Raw genomic sequence first — 20,918 nt, forward strand, 5'->3', positions numbered from 1 at the left:
GGAGCAGCATACAACGACCGCTCCCGCCCTACGAAACTACCATGACCGCTCGGGGCCCCGCCCCGAGCACCCGCTCCGTCCGCGGCTACCCTGCGGTGCACGGCCCCGACCGAGGAGGACATCCGTGCCCCACACGCTCGACGCCGCCGCGGTACACGCATGGTGCGGGCTGGCCCTGGAGGCGCTCGGCCGGGACCGCGAGCGGATCGACGCGATCAACGTCTATCCCGTCGCGGACGGTGACACCGGCACCAACCTCTACCTGACCATGGAGTCCGCGGCCCGCGCCGTCGATGCCGTCTTCGAAGGGCACGCGGCCTCCGGCACGGCACCCGGCCTCGCCGATGCCATCGGCGCCATGGCGCACGGCGCGCTCATCGGGGCCCGCGGCAATTCCGGCACGATCCTCGCGCAGCTCCTGCGCGGCATGACGGAGGTGCTGGCGGCGGCCTCCGGTACGACGCCGGAGTGTGACGCGGAACACGGTACGGCCGACGCGCTCGGCAGAGCACTGCGGCGGGCCGCCGCGTCCACGTACGAAGCGGTGGCGCACCCCGTGGAGGGCACGGTCCTCACCGTGGCGACGGCGGCAGCGGACGCCGCCGAGGGCGCGGCGCCGGGCGGTGACGTGGTGGCCGTGGCGCGCGCGGCCCACGAAGGCGCGGGGAAGGCGCTGGAGGCCACCCCGGGGCAGCTCGCGGTGCTCGGCAGGGCCGGCGTGGTCGACGCGGGCGGCTGCGGCCTGGTCGCCGTCCTCGGGGCGCTCGCCGACGCGCTCTCCGGAGAGCGCACGGCCGCGGCCGGCGGCGTACGTATCGCGGTGGGCGCGCCCGCCGTACGGGCCGGCACCGATCCCGTCGCGGTCGTCGCCGACGCCGGCGGCTGCGGCGCCGACGAGCACGCCGCCGCCGACGGGCCGGCCTTCGAGGTGATCTACCTCCTGGAGGCCGCCGACGACGCCGTGGCCCGGCTCCGCACCCGCCTGGACGCGCTCGGCGACTCCCTGGTCGTGGTCGGCGGGGACGGACTGTTCCACGTCCATGTGCACGTGGACGACGCGGGTGCGGCCGTCGAGGCCGGTATCGAGGCGGGCCGCCCGTACCGGATCCGCGTCACGCACTTCGGGAGCTCCGGCGCCGCACGGGGGCCGGCCCCCGAACGCGTGGAGCGGGCCGTGGTCGCGGTGGTGGCCGGGGACGGGCTGGCCGGGCTGTGCACGGAGGCCGGCGCGTGCGTGGTCTCCGTACGGCCCGGGGAGCCGCCCGCCAGCGGCGAGCTGGTCCAGGCGATCCGGCAGGCGCACGCCCGCGAGGTGGTGCTGCTGCCGAACGACGCCGAGCTGCGGCACACGGCCGCCGCGGCGGCCGGGCAGGCCCGTACCGAGGGCGTACGGGTCGCCGTGATCCCCACCCGTGCCGCGGTCCAGGGCATCGCGGCGCTGGCCGTCCACGAGCCCGGCCGCTCGTTCGACGAGGACGTGGTGGCCATGACCTCGGCCGCGGGCGCCACCCGGTACGGCGAGCTGGCCGTCGCCGAACGGCAGTCCTGGACCATGGCCGGGGTCTGCCAGGCCGGTGACGTGCTGGGGCTGGTGGACGGCGATGTCGCGGTGATCGGCGCGGACCCGGCGGCCGTCGCGGCCGACGTCCTGGACCGGATGCTGTCGGCGGGCGGCGAGATGGTCACCCTCGTGCTGGGCGACGGCTTCCCCCAGAGCCTGGCCGACCGGCTCGAACGCCACGTACGCGAGCGCCACCTGGCCGTGGACACGGTCGTGTACGAGGGCGGCCGGCAGGCCCCGCTGCTGCTGATCGGCGTCGAGTAGCCGGTTCCGGCCGGCCGGGATCCCGCGTCTCTTCGCGTCACCCGAATCCCGGTCCTCCCGCCGCTTGTCAGTGGCGTGGTGTGCAATGGACCCGTGCTGGATGAACCCCTGAAGAAGATCCTCGGCGGCACCACCGCGAAGGTGCTGGCCGAGCACCTCGGCCTGCACACGGTCGGCGATCTGCTGCACCACTACCCCCGCCGGTACGCCGAGCGCGGCGAGCTGACCACCCTCGCCGACCTCCCGCTGGACGAGCACGTCACGGTCGTCGCCCGGGTCGCCGACGCCCGCGTGCACACCTTCAACCACGGCCGGGGCCAGCGCCTGGAGGTCACCCTCACCGACGGCAGCGGCCGGCTCCAGCTGGTCTTCTTCGGCAAGGGCATCCACAAGCCGCGGCACGACCTGCTCCCGGGCCGCCGCGCGATGTTCGCCGGCAAGGTCTCGGTCTTCAACCGCAAGCTCCAGCTCGCCCACCCCGAGTACGAACTCCTCGCGGGCGAGGGCGGCGACGAGGCCGTGGACGCCTTCGCCAACCAGCTCCTGCCGATCTATCCGGCGGCCCAGAAGATGCCGTCCTGGAAGGTTGCCAAGGCCGTCGACGCGGTCCTGCCCAACGCCCGCGACGCGGTCGACCCGCTGCCGCCCGCGCTCCGCGAGGGCCGTGGCCTGGTCCCGCTGCCCGAGGCCCTGCTCAAGATCCACCGCCCCGCCACCCGGGCCGACATCGAGGACGCCCGGGCCCGCCTGAAGTGGGACGAGGCGTTCGTCCTCCAGGTCGCGCTGGCCCGCCGCCGCTTCGCCGAGACCCAGCTCCCCGCCGTCCCCCGCCCGTTGACCGAGAACGGCATCCTGGACGCCTTCGACGCCCGCCTCCCCTTCACCCTCACCGACGGCCAGCAGAAGGTCAGCCGAGAGATCTTCGACGACCTCGCCACGGACCACCCGATGCACCGGCTGCTGCAGGGAGAGGTCGGCAGCGGGAAAGCCCAGCCGCTCGACTCCTCGGTTCTGACCCCAGCGGGATTCCGCCCGATGGGGGACATGGCCGTCGGTGACGAGGTAGTGGTGCCGAGCGGCGACATCGCCGTGGTGGACGGGGTGTTTCCGCAGGGTGAGCGGGATGTCTGGCGCCTCGTGCTGTCCGACGGAAGCACCGTCGAATGCGATGACGAGCACCTCTGGATCGTCGCGACCAGTTGCGCATGGGTCCCAGGCGAGCGGCCGAAGGTGATGACGACTCGCGAGATCAGGGCGGACACGTTCAAGGCCAACGGCGCCTCCAAGTGGTACATCGCGCCTGCGGCAGCCGTGGACCTCGAAAGCGGTGATCCCCGGCCGCTCGACCCGTACCTGCTGGGGCTCCTCCTCGGAGACGGTTCCTTCCGGCACAATCTGCGGTTCTCCAGCGTGGACGAAGACCTCTTGGCAGCGGTCGGCAGCGCGCTGGAGCCGGCCTGCAAGCTGGTGCCCGTACCGGGAGAGAACTGCGACTACACGATTCAGTTGACCGGTCCGAAGGGCGGCACGCGACGCAACCCCGTGATCTCGGCTCTGCGCGACCTGGTTCTGTGGGGCGCCACGTCGCACACGAAATTCGTCCCGCTCGGCTACAAGAACGCACCGGCGAAGGACCGGCTGGCCGTGCTGCAGGGGCTGATGGACACGGACGGCACGGTCCAGCCGAACGGAACGGCCGCTTCGTTCTGCTCGGCCTCGCGTCGGCTGGCCGATGACGTCGCCTGGCTGGTGCGTTCGCTCGGTGGCCGTGCACGGGTGCTGCCGAAGCGGAGCGCCTTCAACGTGTCGGTGGCACTGCCGGACGAATTCCCGCCGTTCAGGCTCGCGCGGAAGGCCGGCCGTATGAGCGGAAGCCCGAAGTACACCACCTTCCGGCGGGGTATCCGGGCGGTCGAGCACGTCGGGACGAAGCCGGTCCAGTGCATCAGCGTCGCGCACCCGAGTCACGCGTACGTGACCGACAACTTCACCGTTACGCACAACACCATGGTCGCCCTTCGCGCCATGCTGGCCGTCGTGGACAGCGGCGGGCAGGCGGCCATGCTGGCGCCCACCGAGGTGCTGGCGCAGCAGCATCATCGGTCGGTCACCGAGATGATGGGGGAGCTGGCCGAGGGCGGGATGCTCGGGGGAGCGGAGCGCGGGACGAAGGTCGTGCTGCTCACCGGGTCCATGGGGGCCGCCGCGCGGAAGCAGGCGCTGCTGGATCTCGTCACGGGTGAGGCCGGGATCGTGATCGGAACGCATGCGCTGATCGAGGACAAGGTGCAGTTCCTCGACCTGGGCCTGGTCGTGGTCGACGAGCAGCACCGGTTCGGGGTGGAGCAGCGGGACGCGCTGCGGTCCAAGGGGAAGCAGCCGCCGCATCTGCTCGTGATGACCGCGACGCCGATTCCGCGGACGGTCGCGATGACGGTGTTCGGAGATCTGGAGACGTCCGTACTGGATCAGTTGCCGGCCGGGCGGTCGCCGATCGCGAGCCATGTGGTGCCTGCCAAGGACAAGCCGCACTTCCTCGCGCGCGCCTGGGAGCGGGTGCGGGAGGAGGTCGAGGGCGGGCACCAGGCGTATGTGGTGTGTCCGCGGATCGGGGACGAGGAGGAGCCCAAGGGGGCGAAGAAGAAGGGCAAGGACGCCGAGGAGGAGGCCGCGGCGGAGGAGGCGGAGAAGCGGCCGCCGCTGGCGGTGCTGGAGGTGGCCGAGCAGCTGGCGAAGGGCCCGCTGTCCGGGCTGCGGGTGGAGGTGCTGCACGGCCGGATGCAACCGGACGACAAGGACGACGTGATGCGCCGGTTCGCCGCCGGTGAGGTCGACGTCCTGGTCGCGACGACCGTCATCGAGGTCGGGGTGAACGTCCCGAACGCCACCGCCATGGTGATCATGGACGCGGACCGGTTCGGCGTCTCGCAGCTGCACCAGCTGCGCGGCCGGGTCGGCCGCGGCTCGGCGCCCGGCCTGTGCCTGCTGGTGACGGAGATGTCCGAGGCGAGCCCGGCGCGGGCCCGGCTCGGCGCCGTCGCGAGCACCCTGGACGGCTTCGAGCTGTCCCGGATCGACCTGGAGCAGCGGCGCGAGGGCGACGTACTGGGGCAGGCGCAGTCCGGGGTGCGCTCCAGCCTGCGGATGCTCGCGGTCATCGAGGACGAGGACGTCATCGAGGCGGCCCGCGAGGAGGCGACGGCGACGGTGGCGAACGACCCGGAGCTGGCCGGACTCCCCGAGCTGCGGATCGCGTTGGACGCCCTGCTGGACACCGAGCGGGAGAGTTACCTGGACAAGGGGTGAGGCACCGACCGGGGCGGCCCCGTCCGCCCCGGCCCTGCCCGAGGACCGGCCCGTTGTCAGACCCTGCTGGGAGACTGAATTCCGTACGAGCCGGTCCTGATCTTCTCTCTCCGGTGGCCGGCCGTGCGCGGACCAGGGGGGCCTCTCATGGCATTCCGGCATCTGAACGAACTGCCGCTCGGCGACAAGGTCTTCCGCATCGAGCTCGCCAGCGACGACGACGCGACCGTCACCCTCACCCTCACCGGCTGGCACGAGGAAGCGCCCGAGACGCTCCTCGCCTCCGGCGCCCTCACCCTGCCCCTGGCCGAGGTACCGGCCCTGCGGATCGCGCTGAACCGCGCCCTGCGCGCCCTCGCGCTGGTGGCCGACGTGGCCGAGCCGATACCGGACCGGGACGTGCTGCGCGAGCTGTTCCCCGGGCACGGCGCCCCCTGGGTGCCGCAGCACGAGGAGGACTTGACCCGCCGGTTCCACGCGGGCGAGACCATCGCGCGGATCGCCGCCCGCTTCGGCCGCACGCCCGATTCGGTACGGACGAAGCTGCGCGAGCTGGGCCACGACCCGCGCCGCCCGGAGTACTGCCCGCCGGACGGCTGCCTGTCCTGGTCGCGGTACGCCTCACCGGCGCTGGTGGGCGGCGCGGAGGAGACCGACGGCAGGTGAGGCGCGCACGCCATATCGTGGGGGTGCGGGACCGCTCCCGGCTCCGCCCCGCCCATGGGCCGCATGGGCAGCACAGGACGAGGACGAAGATCGTATGACCCGCGTGATCGCCGGCACGGCCGGCGGCCGACGCCTGGCCGTGCCGCCCGGCACGGGCACCCGCCCGACTTCCGACCGGGCGCGCGAGGGCCTGTTCTCCACCTGGGAGGCGCTGGACGGCCCGCTGGCCGGGGCCCGGGTGCTGGATCTGTACGGCGGGTCCGGCGCGGTCGGCCTGGAGGCGCTCTCCCGGGGCGCCGCCGCGGTGCTGCTGGCCGAGGCCGACGCGAGGGCCGCCCGGACGATCCGGGAGAACATCCGCACCCTCGGGCTGCCGGGTGCCGAGTTCCGTGCCGCGAAGGCCGAGCAGGTCGCCGCGGGGCCGGTCTCCGGGGAGCCGTACGACATCGTCTTCCTGGACCCGCCGTACGCGGTGAGCGACGACGATCTTCGGGAGATCCTCCTCACACTCCGCTCGCAGGGCTGGATCGCGGGCGACGCGCTCGCCACCGTGGAGCGGAGCACCCGAGGCGGAGAGTTCCGCTGGCCCGAGGGTTTCGAGGGCCTGCGTTCCCGCCGCTACGGCGAGGCCACGCTTTGGTACGGTCGCGCCGCTTCGACGTGCGCGGACGACGAGAAGGACGAGCGGCCCGCCACGTCGGCAAGCGAGTCATGACCGGATCGGAGAGCGAGGAACCTGAAGTGCGCCGTGCCGTCTGTCCGGGGTCGTTCGACCCCGTCACCAATGGGCACCTGGACATCATCGCCCGGGCCTCCAAGCTCTACGACGTGGTCCACGTCGCCGTGATGATCAACAAGTCCAAGCAGGGCCTGTTCACGGTCGAGGAGCGGATCGACCTGATCCGCCGGGCGACCGCCGAGTACGGGAACGTCGAGGTCGAAGCGTTCCACGGCCTGCTCGTGGACTTCTGCAAGCAGCGAGACATTCCGGCCATCGTGAAGGGCCTGCGCGCGGTCAGCGACTTCGACTACGAGCTGCAGATGGCCCAGATGAACAACGGCCTCTCCGGCGTCGAGACGCTCTTCGTCCCGACCAACCCGACCTACAGCTTCCTCTCGTCCAGCCTGGTCAAGGAGGTCGCGGCCTGGGGCGGCGACGTCTCGCACCTGGTGCCGGACTTCGTCTTCGAAGCCCTCACGGAGCGCCTCGGGGAGAAGTGACGCCGGAAGCGGCGGAGGGCCGTCCGGCTGACGGGGCGTCAGTGGGTGTCGGGGCGGGGGCGGGTGGCCGTACAGTCGGTCCCGTTCCGTCGTTTCATCCCCCAGAGAGTGGCGAGCCCCCAGTGGACGTGCAGAAGAAGCTCGACGAGATCGTCGAGACCGTCGGCCATGCCCGGTCCATGCCCATGTCGGCCTCCTGCGTGGTCAACCGCGCCGAGCTGCTGGCGCTTCTCGAAGAGGTGCGGGCCGCGCTCCCGGGGTCCCTCGCACAGGCGCAGGAGCTGCTCGGCGGGCGCGAGCAGATGGTCGAGGAGGCCCGCGCGGAGGCGGAGCGGATCATCGAGAGCGCGCACGCCCAGCGCGGCTCGCTGCTCTCCGAGACGCAGATCGCCCGGCAGTCCCAGGAGGAGGCCGACCGCATCCTGGCCGAGGCCCGCCGGGAGGCCGAGGAGATCCGCGCCGAGGCCGACGACTACGTCGACAGCAAGCTCGCCAACTTCGAGGTCGTGCTGACCAAGACCATCGGGTCCGTGGACCGCGGCCGCGAGAAGCTGCTCGGCCGCGGCCCGGGTCTGGACCAGGACGGCTACGCGGACACCGAGGCGCCCGAGCGCAGCGCGGACCCGGAGACGCTGCGGCAGCGGGCCGACGCGTACGTCGACGCCAAGTTCGGCGCCTTCGAGGCCGTGCTCTCCAAGACCCTGGAGGCCGTCGGGCGCGGCCGCCAGAAGCTCCTGGGCGCGCAGCCCACGGACGAGCTGGGGGCGCAGTTCGCGGCGCACACCGACCCCGCGACGGGGCTGCCGCAGTCCGGCGACGCCGAGTACCTCGCCGACCTCGCCGCCGCCCAGCAGCAGGGGGCGTCCCCGCAGCCGGTCGCGCAGCCCGGTACGGAGCTTCCGCCGCAGCCCCTGATGCCGCCGGACGTGCAGCCCGCGGCCGCCGCGCAGCAGCAGGACTACTACGCAGCGGCGGGGTACACCCAGGACGCGTACGGCTATCAGCAGCCGCAGCAGTACGCCCAGCAGCAGGACCCGTACGGCTACGGCTGGCAGCAGCAGGCGCAGCAGGCCCAGCAGGGGTACGACGCCGGCGGGTACCTCCCCCAGCAGGCCCAGCAGATGCCGCCCGGCCAGGAGCCGCAGCAGCACCACGGCCAGCAGCCCGCCGCCCTGGACGAGACCAGCCTCTTCGACACCAGCATGATCGACCTCGACCAGCTGCGGCAGTACGAGCAGCAGTACGAGCAGGGGCGCTGACCGTACGGGCAGGGGCGCCGGCGGGGACCCGCGAGGGCCGTCGGCGCGCCTCCCCGGGGGCCGGCCGCCGCGGATTGGGTCAATCGCGGCGCGTCCAGTATCCTGGCTGTTCGGTCGCGCATACGTCCGCGATCTGTGCTGCCCGGCAGCCGCTACGGCGGCGCGGGCGGACCGTACCGCCGTAGAAAGCAGGAAGCCATCAACGCCCGCCTCGACCACCGCTCCCCTCTCGTGTTCGACACACGCGAGCTGGGCCGGCGTCCCGGTGCGATGAAGAAGGTCTCCCGCTCCGTCGAGGCCCCCGCGAGCCTCGGCAACGAGGTCATCGGGGTGCCCGAGGGTGCGCCGGTCGAGCTCGACCTCCGCCTGGAGTCGGTCATGGACGGGGTGCTTGTCACAGGCACCGCCCGTGCATCCGTGAAGGGGGAGTGCGTAAGGTGTCTGGAGCCGCTCGGGCAGGAGCTCGAAGCGGACTTCCAGGAGATGTTCTCCTACCCCGACGCCGACGCCCGGGTCCGTGAAGCGGACGCAGGCGACGACGCCGAGGACGAGGAGGACACCCTCTTCCTCGAGGACGACATGTTCGACCTCGAACCCGTGCTGCGTGATGCGGTGGTGCTCGCACTGCCGATGCAGCCGGTGTGCCAGGACGACTGTCCGGGCCTGTGCTCCGAGTGCGGAGCCCGGCTCGCTGACGACCCGGACCACCACCACGATGCCGTCGACATCCGTTGGGCGGCACTGCAGGGACTCGCTGAATCCATCCAGGACGGCGAGAAGGACAACATGGGCGGCGCCGATGCGGGCGTCGACGAGAAGCAGGAGAAGTAGCCGTGGCTGTTCCGAAGCGGAAGATGTCGCGCAGCAACACGCGCCACCGCCGGTCGCAGTGGAAGGCTGCGGTCCCCACCCTGGTGGCGTGCGAGCGCTGCCACGAGCCCAAGCAGCAGCACATCGCGTGCCCCGCTTGCGGCACCTACAACAAGCGCCAGGTCCTCGAGGTCTGATCGGCTGGTGACAGGCTCTATGTCAGACGCTGATTCGTCGAAGAACTCCTCGAAGACTCCGTCTGCGGACACGGCCTCGTCCCACACGCTTCTGGAAGGGCGGCTCGGGTACCAGCTCGAGTCCGCCCTTCTGGTGCGTGCGCTGACGCACCGCTCGTACGCATACGAGAACGGCGGTCTGCCCACCAACGAGCGCCTGGAGTTCCTCGGGGACTCCGTGCTGGGCCTCGTGGTCACCGACACGCTGTACCGCACCCACCCCGACCTGCCCGAAGGCCAGCTGGCCAAGCTGCGGGCCGCGGTGGTCAACTCGCGTGCGCTCGCCGAGGTGGGCCGGGGTCTCGACCTCGGCGCGTTCATCCGGCTCGGCCGGGGCGAGGAAGGCACGGGCGGCCGGGACAAGGCGTCCATCCTCGCCGACACGCTCGAAGCCGTCATCGGCGCCGTCTACCTGGACCAGGGCCTCGACGCGGCCTCCGAACTGGTGCACCGCCTGTTCGACCCGCTGATCGAGAAGTCCTCCAGCCTGGGCGCCGGCCTGGACTGGAAGACCAGCCTCCAGGAACTGACCGCAACAGAAGGACTCGGGGTCCCCGAGTACCTGGTCACCGAGACCGGTCCGGACCACGAGAAGACCTTCACTGCTGCCGCCCGCGTCGGTGGTGTCTCGTACGGCACCGGCACCGGCCGCAGCAAGAAGGAAGCCGAGCAGCAGGCGGCCGAGTCCGCCTGGCGGGAGATCCGCGCGGCGGCGGACGCGGCGGCCAAGGCCGCCACGGAAGCCACCACCGGCGGCCCCGCGAGCTGAGCCCTTCCCGCGTGCCCCGCGCACGCGGCCCCCGCCCGGCCGCCCCTTCACCGGGGCGGGACGGGCGGGGTTTCCTCGTTCCGGCGCCCGGGGCGCGTTCCCGGCGCCGGACGGGGTTTCCTTGCGGGGTTTCCTTCGCCCCGTGCCTGGAACCCGCCCCGCCACAGTGCCCCCAAGGGCACCCACCCGCCTCCCCGAGGAGATCCCTTGCCCGAGCTGCCCGAGGTCGAGGTCGTACGGCGCGGTCTGGAGCGCTGGGTCAGCGGCCGGACGATCGACACGGTGGACGTTCTGCACCCGCGGTCGGTGCGCCGCCACACGGCGGGCGGCGCGGACTTCGCGGCGCGGCTGGCGGGCCACCGCGTGGGCGAGGCCCGCCGGCGCGGCAAGTACCTCTGGCTGCCGCTCTCCGACGACCTCTCGGTCCTCGCGCACCTCGGCATGAGCGGCCAGCTTCTCGTCCAGCCGCAGGACGCGCCGGACGAGAAGCACCTCCGGATCCGGATCCGCTTCACGGACGCGGCGAGCGTCCCGGACGCGGCGGCCGCTGCGCCCGGTGTCGCGCCCGCCGCCGACCTGCCCGCGGACACGGTCGGCACCGAGCTCCGCTTCGTCGACCAGCGCACCTTCGGCGGACTCTCGCTCCACCCCACCGTCCCCGGCGACCCCGACGGCCTCCCCGACGTGATCGCCCACATCGCCCGTGACCCGCTCGACGCGGACTTCGACGACGCGGCGTTCCACGAGGCGCTGCGCCGCCGCCGTACGACGATCAAGCGCGCGCTCCTGGACCAGTCCCTGATCAGCGGCGTCGGCAACATCTACGCCGACGAGGCGCTGTGGCGCAGCCGGCTGCACTACGACCGTCCCACCGCCACCCTCACCCGCCCCCGCACCGCCGAACTCCTCGGCCACGTCCGGGACGTCATGACCGCGGCCCTCGCCGTCGGCGGCACCAGCTTCGACAGCCTCTACGTCAACGTCAACGGCGAGTCCGGCTACTTCGACCGCTCCCTGGACGCCTACGGCCGCGAGGACGAACCCTGCCGCCGCTGCACCACCCCCATCCGCCGCCGCTCCTGGATGAACCGGTCGAGCTATTTCTGCCCCAAGTGCCAGCGGGTGCCGAGGGCGCGCTAGCCGCTCGGATCGGCTTCGGAAAGCGGACACACAGCCTCGTGCGTCGTACACAGGAACTCCCCGGGGCGGGGGTCGAAGACGCGCACGGCCACCCGGCCGTGGATCGGGTGCGCCACCACTCGCCAGCGCTGGTCACGTACCCGCTCTGCGGGGCGGTCTTCTTCCGTGAGATATACCCAGCAGCCGTAGTCCGTGCGGATGGGTACAAGCGGGGCACCGCAGTCGCACTCCAGCGGGGGACCAGCCATGTCCGGCGGAGCGGCCGTGGCGCCGTCGAGAGCGGCAAGAACGTTGGCCGGCCACTTCATGCAGCTATCGCAGAGCAGGCCGCGGCGACCGGCAAGTTCGCGTATCTGTACCCCAGGACCTGCCTTGCGGCAGCTCTGGCACATGCTGCTGTCATCCCCCATGCACGGGAGGGTCAGCTCGGACGAGTGCCGGGTGGGAGGGCGCTGTCAGGGGCGCAGCGATGCGCAGCGCAGGGCGCGACAGCTGTGTGGGGAGCACGCGCCGCAGGCGGTGCGCTCGCTCTGCGGGACGGGGGAGACGGCAGAGACGACAGGGACGTCAGAAGCCGAAGTCCTGGGTCCACCAGGGGCCGCCGGGGGAGTGGTGGAGGCCTACGCCGAGGGTGCGGTAGTCGCAGTTGAGGATGTTGGCGCGGTGGCCGGGGCTGTTCATCCAGGAGTCCATGACCGCTTCGGGGGTGGTCTGGCCGCGGGCGATGTTCTCGCCGCCGAGGTCGGCGATGCCGGCGGTCTTCGCGCGGTCCCAGGGGGTGGCGCCGTCCGGGTCGGTGTGGGCGAAGAAGTCGCGGCGGGCCATGTCCTCGCTGAAGTCCTGCGCGAGGTCGGTCAGGCCGCCGTCGGCGGTGAGCGGGGCGCAGCCGGCGGTGACGCGCTCCTTGTTGACCAGGGTGAGGACCCGGGCGGCGGCGGAGGCGTCCCCGGCGGGGGCCGGCTCCGCCGCGCGGGTCTCGGCCGGGGTGGCGGTGGACGCGTCGCCGGAAGCGCCCGAGCCGCCGGCGCGGTCGGAGGGGGAGCCGGTGCGGCTTCCGTCGGAGGTGCCGTTGCCGGGCCTGTCGTCCCCGGTAGCGCTGTCGTCGGTCCTGCTGCCCCGGTCGTCGGCCGAGGCGTCGGCGGAGGGGCTCGCGCCGGGGGTGTCCGGGCGGGCGGCGCCGCGGTCGGCCGGGGGCGTGCCGCGGTCCGCGGGGAGCGGCGAGCGGCCGCCCTGGGTGCTGGTCACCTCCGGCAGCGCGCCGGTACGGACCTGCCCTCCGGGGCCGTCCGCGCCACCGGGCTCGTACGTGCCGGTGCCCGGCAGGAGACCCGCCGATACGGCCACGGCGCCCATCGCCAGCGCCGCCGACACGCCCAGCAGGCCGGTGCGTACAGGGGCGGTCCGCAGGAAGCCGCCCGGACGGGAGGGGGCGTCGGGGCGCGGCGCCCCGTGGGGGCCGGGGCCGACGGTGCCGTCGGTAAGGATGGGGACGGTGGGGCGTGCGGCTCCCGTGGGGCGTGCGGTTCTCGTGGTTCCCGTGGGGCGGACGCCGCGGTGGCGGCCCGTGGTGGCGCCGGCGGGCGGTGCTCCGGGGGCAACGGGAGCGGTGCGTCGATGGCGGCCCATCCGGTGACTTCCTTCCGTCCACGACCGTCATGGACTCGCGTCCACGAACGCCACATCTGAATCACCCGTACGGGTGACCACTGATGTCGCGTGACTGTACGGCACGAGGTACGGAGCTGAAGTGCTCGGCAAGCAATTGGCCGGTTAACGTGCACGCATGAACGAAGATGTCCGTCTGACGGCCTGGGTCCGGGGCCGTGTGCAAGGTGTCGGCTTCCGCTGGTTCACCCGGGCCAACGCACTGCGCATCGGGGGGCTCGCCGGGTTCGCCATCAACCGGGAGGACGGGCGCGTCCAGGTGGTGGCCGAGGGGCCCCGCGAGCGGTGCGAGGAGTTGCTGGAGTGGCTGCGGACCGGGGACACGCCCGGACGGGTCGACGGGGTGAGTGAGATTTGGGACACGCCGCGGGGCGGGTACGAGGGCTTCGCGATCCGCTGACGAAGGGCCCCCGACCGGCCCTCGGGGCCGTCGGCGACCCGCCTCATGGCATGCCGCGAGCACCGGCGGGGAGCAGAAATCGCCTGGTGGTTGCCATTTCCGCCGACCCGTGGAAGGCTGCGGCAGTAAGGATGATCTCCACGCCCCCGGGTTCGTTTCCGGAGCGTCGCCGCGAGCCTTCTGCCGCTGTGCGCGCACACGAGCCCTCGGATACGGGGTGTGATCGTGTTGACCGTCAATCCATTTGGTGAGACTCTGGAATCCCCGCGCACCTTAGCTGTTTGGCATTGCGTACACCAGAGAATGACAGACACCGCGGGTGCGATTCCCTCACGACCCACCACCGCTTCGGTCGGTCACTCAGTGTGGAGGACCATCCATCATGGCAAAGGCGCTTCTCGGTTACGTCGGCGGCTCCGACCCCCGAGTCCTCGCCGAGATGCGACGGCTTCAGCAGCGCGTCCAGGACCTCGAATCCGAGATCATCAGGATTCAGGCCGAGAACGACGCTCTGTCCGCTGCCGCACGTCACGGCGACTCGCTGCTCGACAGCATCGACGTATCCCAGGCGGAGCCGGCGCTCACCTGACCATCGCCCCAAGGGCCGGTCGGGCTGAAACGACAGCCACTTGAGGCACCGCTCTATGAAGATTCAAGGGACGCTTCGGCGTCCCTTCGTCGTTCACGCCTCCGCTTCCCGGCGACTTCTTACCGCATGATGTGCCCTGCACGTTCCGCGGCGAAACCGAAATGGTCCGGCCACGGCAGCGGGCCGGCGACCGGTCGCCGCCGGAGCGCGGCGCCGCGGCGCGCCAGGACCGGTCGGGACGAGCACGGTCATAGGCACTCGAAAGGTAGAGTCCAACGGCGTGCACCTCAAGAGCCTGACCCTGCGAGGATTCAAGTCCTTCGCGTCCGCCACCACGCTGCGCTTCGAGCCCGGCATCACCTGCGTCGTGGGCCCCAACGGCTCGGGCAAGTCCAATGTGGTGGACGCCCTCTCGTGGGTCATGGGCGAGCAGGGCGCGAAGTCGCTGCGCGGCGGCAAGATGGAGGACGTCATCTTCGCCGGCACCACGGGCCGCCCGCCCCTGGGCCGCGCCGAGGTCTCGCTCACCATCGACAACTCCGACGGCGCGCTGCCCATCGACTACGCCGAGGTCACCATCACGCGGATCATGTTCCGCAACGGCGGCAGCGAGTACCAGCTCAACGGTGACACCTGCCGGCTGCTGGACATCCAGGAGCTGCTGTCGGACTCCGGCATCGGCCGCGAGATGCACGTCATCGTCGGCCAGGGGCAGCTCGACGGCGTCCTGCACGCCGACCCGATGGGCCGCCGCGCCTTCATCGAGGAGGCGGCCGGCGTCCTGAAGCACCGCAAGCGCAAGGAGAAGGCGCTGCGGAAGCTGGACGCGATGCAGGCCAACCTCGCCCGCGTCCAGGACCTCACCGACGAGCTGCGCCGCCAGCTCAAGCCGCTCGGCCGGCAGGCCGCCGTCGCCCGCCGGGCCGCCGTCATCCAGGCCGACCTGCGGGACGCCCGGCTCCGGCTGCTCGCCGACGACCTCGTCACGCTGCGCGAGGCGCTCCGTACGGAGATCGCCGACGAGGCCGCGCTCAAGCAGCGCAGGGAGGCCACCGAGGCCCAGCTGAAGGAGGCGCTGCGGCGCGAGGCGGCGCTGGAGGAAGAGGTGCGGACGCTCGCGCCGCGGCTCCAGCGCGCCCAGCAGACCTGGTACGAGCTGTCGCAGCTGGCGGAGCGGGTACGCGGCACGATCTCGCTGGCCGACGCCCGGGTGAAGAGCGCGCAGGCCGCGCCCCCCGAGGAGCGGCGCGGGCGCGACCCCGAGGAGATGGAGCGCGAGGCGGCCCGGATCCGCGAGCAGGAGGCGGAGCTGGAGGCCGCGCTGGAGGCGGCGACCCGGGCGCTGGACGACATGGTCGAGCATCGCTCGGGGCTGGAGCGGCAGCTGCAGGACGAGGAGCGGCGCATAAGGGACGCCGCACGGGCCATCGCGGACCGCCGCGAGGGACTGGCCCGCCTGCACGGGCAGGTCACCGCGGCGCACGGCAGGGCCGCCTCCGCCCAGGCCGAGATCGACCGGCTGACCGAGTCGCGGGACGGGGCGCAGCAGCGCGCCGAGGCGGCCCAGCGGGAGTACGAGCAGCTCAAGGCCGAGGTCGACGGGCTGGACGCGGGCGACGAGGAGCTGGCGGAGCAGCACGAGCGGGCCAAGGAGGAGCTGGCCGGCGCGGAGCGCGCGCTGACCGCGGCCCGCGAGGCGCTGACGGCTGCGGAACGCAAGCGCGCGGCGACCGCGGCGCGCCACGACGCGCTGGCGCTGGCGCTGCGCCGCAAGGACGGTACGGGTGCGCTGCTGGCCGCCGCCGACCGGCTGGGCGGACTGCTCGGGCCGGCCGCCGAGCTGCTGACCGTGCAGCCGGGGTACGAGGTGCCGGTCGCGGCGGCGCTGGGCGCGGCGGCCGACGCGATCGCGGTCGCGGACCCCGCGACGGCGGCGGAGGCCATCCGCCTGCTGCGCAAGCAGGACGCGGGCCGCGCGGTCATGCTCCCGGCGACCCCGGCGGAACATCCCCTGACGGGCGCCGCGGGGGAACGTTCCCTCGCGGGGACGGTGCCGCACGACGGGAGGGCGGCGACGGCGGGTACGCCGGGCACGTTGGACGCCGCGGGCGCGGAGGGAGCCGAGGAACGGGCAGGTGCTGACGGGTTGTCGAGTCCCGAGGTGGCCGCGCGTTCTGACGGGCCGTCGTACGCCGACACCCCCGCCATCCCCGGTGCACGCAGTGGGCCGGGGTCGGCCGACGGCGCGGAAGGCGACGCCGGCGCCGCGCCCTTCGGGTCGGTGCCCGCTGCCCGTACTCGTACACCCGGTGGCCCGCCCGCTGCCGCGGAACTGGTGGACGGGCCCGCCGAGTTGATGCCGGCCGTGCGGCGGCTGCTGCGGGACGTGGTCGTGGTGAGCACGCTGGAGGACGCCGAGGACCTGGTGGCCGCGCGGCCCGGGGTGACCGCCGTGACCGCCGAGGGCGACCTGCTCGGGGCGCACTTCGCGCAGGGCGGCTCGGCCGGCGCGCCGAGCCTGCTGGAGGTGCAGGCCTCCGTCGACGAGGCGGCGGCGGAGCTGGAGGAACTGGCCGCACGGTGCGAGGAGCTGACCGAGGAACAGCGGGTGGCCACCGAGCGGCGGACCGAACGGGCCGCGGCGGTCGAGGAGCTGGGCGAGCGCCGGCGGGCGGCCGACCGCGAGAAGTCCCAGGTCGCGCAGTCGCTGGGGCGGCTGGGCGGACAGGCGCGGGGCGCCGCGGAGGAGGCGGAGCGGTCGGCGGCCGCGGTCGCCAAGGCCGAGGCGGCGCTGGCCCGCGCGACCGAGGAGGCCGAGGAGCTGGCGGAACGTCTCGCCGTCGCCGAGGAGGAAGCCACCTCGGGTGAGGGAGGCGCGGAGGAGCCGGACACCTCCGTACGGGACCGGCTCGCCGCCGACGGGGCCAACGCGCGGCAGACCGAGATGGAGGCGCGCCTCCAGGTCCGTACGCACGAGGAGCGCGTCAAGGGGCTCGTGGGGCGGGCGGACGGGCTGGACCGGGCGGCGCGTGCCGAGCGTGAGGCGCGGGCGCGGGCCGAACAGCGGCGTGCCCGGCTGCGCCACGAGGTGCGGGTCGCCTCGGCGGTCTCGGAGGGCGCGCGGCAGCTGCTCGCGCACATCGAGGTCTCGCTCGTGCGGGCCGAGGAGGAGCGGGCCGCCGCCGAGCAGGCGAAGGCCGAGCGGGAGCAGGCGCTGGCCGCCGAGCGGGACCGGGACCGCGAGCTGAAGGACGCGCTGGACAAGCTGACCGACTCGGTGCACCGGGGCGAGGTGCTGGGCGCCGAGAAGCGCATGAAGATCGAGCAGCTGGAGGCCAAGGCGCTGGAGGAGCTGGGCGTGGAGCCGGCCGGGCTGGCCGCCGAGTACGGCCCGGACCAGCTCGTACCGCCGTCGCCGCCCGCCGAGGGCGAGGAGTTGCCGGCCGACCCGGAGCATCCGCGCAACCAGCCGGTGCCGTTCGTACGGGCCGAGCAGGAGAAGCGGCTCAAGGCGGCCGAGCGGGCGTATCAGCAGCTCGGGAAGGTGAACCCGCTGGCCCTGGAGGAGTTCGCGGCGCTGGAGGAGCGGCACAAGTTCCTCAGCGAGCAGCTTGAAGACTTGAAGAAGACCCGCGCGGACCTCCTCCAGGTCGTCAAGGAGGTCGACGAGCGGGTCGAGCAGGTGTTCACCGAGGCGTACTGGGACACGGCCCGGGAGTTCGAGGGGGTGTTCTCGCGGCTCTTCCCGGGCGGCGAGGGGCGCCTCGTACTCACCGACCCGGACAACATGCTGACGACGGGCGTGGACGTGGAGGCGCGGCCGCCGGGCAAGAAGGTCAAGCGGCTCTCGCTGCTCTCGGGCGGCGAGCGGTCGCTGACGGCGGTGGCCCTGCTGGTCTCGATCTTCAAGGCGCGGCCGAGCCCGTTCTACGTGATGGACGAGGTCGAGGCGGCGCTGGACGACACCAATCTGCAGCGGCTGATCCGGATCATGGAGGAGCTGCAGGAGAGCTCGCAGCTCATCGTGATCACGCACCAGAAGCGCACGATGGAGGTCGCCGACGCGCTGTACGGCGTGTCGATGCAGGGCGACGGGGTATCCAAGGTCATCAGCCAGCGTCTGCACTGAGGCGACCGGCCGCGCGGGTGATCAAGACAGCGACCTGCATTGTTCATAACCTGAACGCAACTGCGGAAAGTGACGGCCCAAGTCAATTCAGTACCGCCTATTGACTTAGAAACTTGAAGGCATAGTCTCTGCAACGTTGCTTTTACCTTCAAGTGGTGGGTGCCGTGTTCGTATGCGCCACTGGAAGAGCCAGCCCCCTACGCCCGGCAGCGCAGCCGGGCCACTGGAGTACACGTTGACCAGCACCGCGCAGCCGGCGGGGACGGAAGGCCGCAAGGCCCATCCGGACCACCTCGGCCACGTCATCTTCATCACCGCGGCTGCCGCGATGGGCGGCTTCCTGTTCGGTTACGACAGCTCTGTGATCAACGGCGCTGTCGAGGCCATCCGGCACCGCTACGACGTCGGGTCCGCCGGCCTCGCCCAGGTGATCGCGATCGCCCTGATCGGCTGCGCCATCGGTGCCGCCACCGCGGGCCGGATCGCCGACCGCATCGGCCGTATCCGTGTCATGCAGATCGCCGCGATCCTCTTCACGGTCAGCGCCGTCGGCTCCGCGCTGCCGTTCGCGATCTGGGACCTGGCCATCTGGCGCATCGTCGGCGGCTTCGGCATCGGCATGGCCTCGGTCATCGGCCCCGCCTACATCGCCGAGGTCGCGCCGCCCGCGTACCGGGGCCGGCTCGGCTCCTTCCAGCAGGGCGCGATCGTCATCGGCATCGCCGTCTCCCAGCTGGTCAACTGGGGCATCCTGAACCTCGCCGACGGCGACCAGCGCGGCGAGCTCGCCGGCCTGGAGGCCTGGCAGTGGATGCTCGGCGTCATGGTCGTCCCGGCCGTCCTCTACGGCCTGCTCTCCTTCGCCATCCCCGAGTCGCCCCGCTTCCTGATCAGCGTCGGCCGCCACGACAAGGCCAAGGAAGTGCTCGCCGAGGTCGAGGGGCAGAGCGTGGACCTCGACGTCCGGGTGGGCGAGATCGAGCAGGCGATGCGCCGCGAGCACAAGTCCAGCTTCAAGGACCTGCTCGGCAGCAAGATGGGCTTCCTGCCCATCGTCTGGGTCGGCATCGGCCTGTCGGTCTTCCAGCAGCTGGTCGGCATCAACGTCGCGTTCTACTACTCCTCGACGCTGTGGCAGTCCGTCGGCATCGACCCGAGCAGCTCGTTCTTCTACAGCTTCACCACGTCGATCATCAACATCATCGGCACCGTGATCGCGATGATCTTCGTCGACAAGATCGGTCGCCGCCCGCTGGCCCTGATCGGCTCCGCCGGTATGGCCGTCGCCCTCGCGCTGGAGGCCTGGGCGTTCGCCGCGAAGACCGCGAGCGGCGCGCTGCCGTCCACCGAGGGCACCGTCGCCCTGATCGCGGCCCACGCCTTCGTGCTCTTCTTCGCCCTGTCCTGGGGCGTGGTGGTCTGGGTCTTCCTCGGCGAGATGTTCCCGAACAAGATCCGTGCCGCGGCCCTCGGCGTCGCCGCCTCGGCCCAGTGGGTCGCCAACTGGGCGATCACGGCCAGCTTCCCGAGCCTGTCGGACTGGAACCTCTCCGGCACGTACGTGATCTACACGATCTTCGCCCTGCTCTCGATCCCCTTCGTGCTCAAGTTCGTGAAGGAGACGAAGGGCAAGGCGTTGGAGGAGATGGGCTAACCCCCCGCCAGCCTCTCTCCTCACCACGGAACTGCCCCGGCTCCCCGATGGAGCCGGGGCAGCCGCATGTCCGCAGCCGGCGTACCGTTTCGCCCCCTCTTTCCCCCATGGGGGCGCAGGTCCCCTGCTCAGCACAGTACTGGGGGCCACTGACAATCCGGCCTGACCCGACCTGCGCCCTCACGACGCCAACTGTGGCAGCACGCGCTCCGCAAAGAGGTGCAGCGACCGCCACGCCTCGTCCACCGGCATCCCGCCGCACAGCGGATGCAGGATCAGCGAGTCCGACGCCTCCGCCTTGCCCGCGTACGCCACGCACTCCTCCGGCGTCAGCACCCGGTACACGCCTTCCTCGCGCAGCGCCGCCACGTCCGAGGCCGCCGAGCGGACGGCCGAGTGCGTGCCGGCCCCCGCCTGCCAGCCCGCGTACGTCCGCGCCTCGTAGAGGAAGTGCTTCCCGTACCGGTCCCAGGCCCGGTCCGGGTCCTCCGCGACGTGCAGCAGCGCCGTGCTGGCCGGCGGCTCCATCACCCAGCCCTCGTGGCCCCGCTCGGCGCACTGCTGGTGGTAGTACGCGGTGAGGTCCGGCAGGTGGGCGCTGGGGAAGAGCGGCAGGCCGAGCCGGGCCGCCCGGCGCGCGGCGGGCCGTGAGGCGCCGCCCACGAGCAGGAGCGGGTGCGGCTGTGTGGCCGGGCGCGGCGTGACGCGGACCGTGCGCCCCCGGTACTCGAAGGGCTCGCCGGTCCAGGCGCGCAGCAGCGTCTCCAGCACCTCGTCCTGGAGCGCGCCGCGCCCTTCCCAGTCCTTGCCGTGGGCCGCGTACTCTTCGGGGCGGTAGCCCAGGCCCGCGACGGTCACCAGCCGGCCGCCGCCGAGCAGGTCCAGCACCGCGAGGTCCTCGGCCAGCCGCAGCGGGTCGTGCAGCGGGGTGATCAGCGCGGAGACGGTGACGGTGATCCGCCGGGTGGCGCCGAGCACGGCACCGGCGAAGGCCAGCGGCGAGGGCATCCAGCCGTTGTCGGTGGCGTGGTGCTCCTCGGTCTGCACCGTCGTGAGACCCATGTCGTCGGCGTACCGGGCCATCGCGACGGCCGCCTGATAGCGCGCCGCCAGGCCCTCCGGAGTGGGCTCGGGATCGACCAGGTTGAAGCGCAGGACCGTGACGGGCATGACAGCGTCCCCTTCGCCGGGAGGTGGCGAAGGGGACGTTATCTGATGCTGCGTCAGTTGTGGAGGGGGCGTACGGGGT

Annotated in this window: 16 protein-coding genes; 14 read left to right on the forward strand and 2 right to left on the reverse strand. The window is 72.5% G+C overall.

Going from position 1 to position 20,918, the window contains the following annotated elements; translation table 11 throughout:
- Positions 1-124: 124 nt before the first annotated feature.
- The 10 genes from ACIGQF_RS17100 to mutM all read left to right on the forward strand — a co-directional run bounded on the left by ACIGQF_RS17100 (position 125) and on the right by mutM (position 11,232).
- Positions 125-1,825: a DAK2 domain-containing protein gene (locus tag ACIGQF_RS17100; RefSeq protein ID WP_399710702.1), complete on the forward strand. Its 1,701-nt coding sequence runs from the start codon at positions 125-127 to the stop codon at positions 1,823-1,825.
- Between the two features lie 93 nt (positions 1,826-1,918).
- Positions 1,919-5,131: a helicase-related protein gene (locus tag ACIGQF_RS17105; protein ID WP_399710704.1), complete on the forward strand. Its 3,213-nt coding sequence runs from the start codon at positions 1,919-1,921 to the stop codon at positions 5,129-5,131.
- A gap of 147 nt (positions 5,132-5,278) precedes the next feature.
- Positions 5,279-5,797, forward strand: a complete 519-nt coding sequence (locus tag ACIGQF_RS17110) for a hypothetical protein (RefSeq protein WP_361556151.1) — start codon at positions 5,279-5,281, stop codon at positions 5,795-5,797.
- 94 nt (positions 5,798-5,891) lie between these two features.
- Positions 5,892-6,512, forward strand: a complete 621-nt coding sequence (gene rsmD / locus ACIGQF_RS17115; RefSeq protein ID WP_399710707.1) for a 16S rRNA (guanine(966)-N(2))-methyltransferase RsmD — start codon at positions 5,892-5,894, stop codon at positions 6,510-6,512.
- The gene (coaD, locus tag ACIGQF_RS17120; protein ID WP_361556157.1) at positions 6,509-7,018 is read left to right on the forward strand and encodes a pantetheine-phosphate adenylyltransferase; all 510 of its coding nucleotides are present in this window, start codon (positions 6,509-6,511) and stop codon (positions 7,016-7,018) included. Before rsmD ends, coaD begins: the two co-directional genes overlap by 4 nt.
- Positions 7,019-7,140: 122 nt before the next feature.
- A complete protein-coding gene (locus ACIGQF_RS17125) occupies positions 7,141-8,277 on the forward strand; it encodes an ATP synthase F0 subunit B (RefSeq protein WP_399710709.1) in 1,137 nt (378 codons plus the stop codon).
- A gap of 231 nt (positions 8,278-8,508) precedes the next feature.
- Complete coding sequence (locus ACIGQF_RS17130) at positions 8,509-9,108, forward strand: YceD family protein (RefSeq protein ID WP_399710988.1); 600 nt, start codon at positions 8,509-8,511, stop codon at positions 9,106-9,108.
- A 2-nt stretch (positions 9,109-9,110) separates the two neighbouring features.
- The gene (gene rpmF, locus ACIGQF_RS17135) at positions 9,111-9,284 is read left to right on the forward strand and encodes a 50S ribosomal protein L32 (protein ID WP_028802425.1); all 174 of its coding nucleotides are present in this window, start codon (positions 9,111-9,113) and stop codon (positions 9,282-9,284) included.
- A 19-nt stretch (positions 9,285-9,303) separates the two neighbouring features.
- Positions 9,304-10,092: a ribonuclease III gene (gene rnc / locus ACIGQF_RS17140; RefSeq protein WP_361556164.1), complete on the forward strand. Its 789-nt coding sequence runs from the start codon at positions 9,304-9,306 to the stop codon at positions 10,090-10,092.
- A gap of 207 nt (positions 10,093-10,299) precedes the next feature.
- Positions 10,300-11,232, forward strand: coding sequence for a bifunctional DNA-formamidopyrimidine glycosylase/DNA-(apurinic or apyrimidinic site) lyase (gene mutM, locus ACIGQF_RS17145; protein WP_399710712.1), 933 nt, complete (start codon positions 10,300-10,302; stop codon positions 11,230-11,232).
- A gap of 567 nt (positions 11,233-11,799) precedes the next feature.
- Here the strand turns inward: mutM and ACIGQF_RS17150 are convergent.
- Positions 11,800-12,858, reverse strand: coding sequence for a CAP domain-containing protein (locus tag ACIGQF_RS17150; RefSeq protein WP_399710714.1), 1,059 nt, complete (start codon positions 12,856-12,858; stop codon positions 11,800-11,802).
- Positions 12,859-13,015: 157 nt separating this feature from the next.
- Between ACIGQF_RS17150 and ACIGQF_RS17155 the strand changes: the two genes are divergently transcribed.
- From ACIGQF_RS17155 to ACIGQF_RS17170, 4 genes are all read left to right on the forward strand, one after another.
- Entirely contained in the window at positions 13,016-13,297 is a 282-nt protein-coding gene (locus ACIGQF_RS17155; protein ID WP_399710716.1) for an acylphosphatase, read from the forward strand.
- A 382-nt stretch (positions 13,298-13,679) separates the two neighbouring features.
- Positions 13,680-13,886 carry a hypothetical protein gene (locus tag ACIGQF_RS17160; protein ID WP_030623651.1) on the forward strand — a complete coding sequence of 69 codons (207 nt, stop codon included), beginning with the start codon at positions 13,680-13,682 and terminating at the stop codon, positions 13,884-13,886.
- Between the two features lie 280 nt (positions 13,887-14,166).
- Positions 14,167-18,015 (forward strand): AAA family ATPase, encoded by a 3,849-nt coding sequence (locus ACIGQF_RS17165; protein WP_399710719.1) that lies wholly within the window; start codon positions 14,167-14,169, stop codon positions 18,013-18,015.
- Between the two features lie 235 nt (positions 18,016-18,250).
- On the forward strand, positions 18,251-19,669 hold the full coding sequence (locus ACIGQF_RS17170) for a sugar porter family MFS transporter (protein ID WP_399710721.1): 1,419 nt from the start codon (positions 18,251-18,253) through the stop codon (positions 19,667-19,669).
- A gap of 180 nt (positions 19,670-19,849) precedes the next feature.
- Here the strand turns inward: ACIGQF_RS17170 and ACIGQF_RS17175 are convergent, their stop codons facing one another.
- Positions 19,850-20,839, reverse strand: coding sequence for an LLM class flavin-dependent oxidoreductase (locus ACIGQF_RS17175; RefSeq protein WP_399710722.1), 990 nt, complete (start codon positions 20,837-20,839; stop codon positions 19,850-19,852).
- Between the last annotated feature and the right edge of the window lie 79 nt (positions 20,840-20,918).

The organism is Streptomyces sp. NPDC053560, assembly GCF_044544605.1.
Lineage (GTDB): Bacteria > Actinomycetota > Actinomycetes > Streptomycetales > Streptomycetaceae > Streptomyces.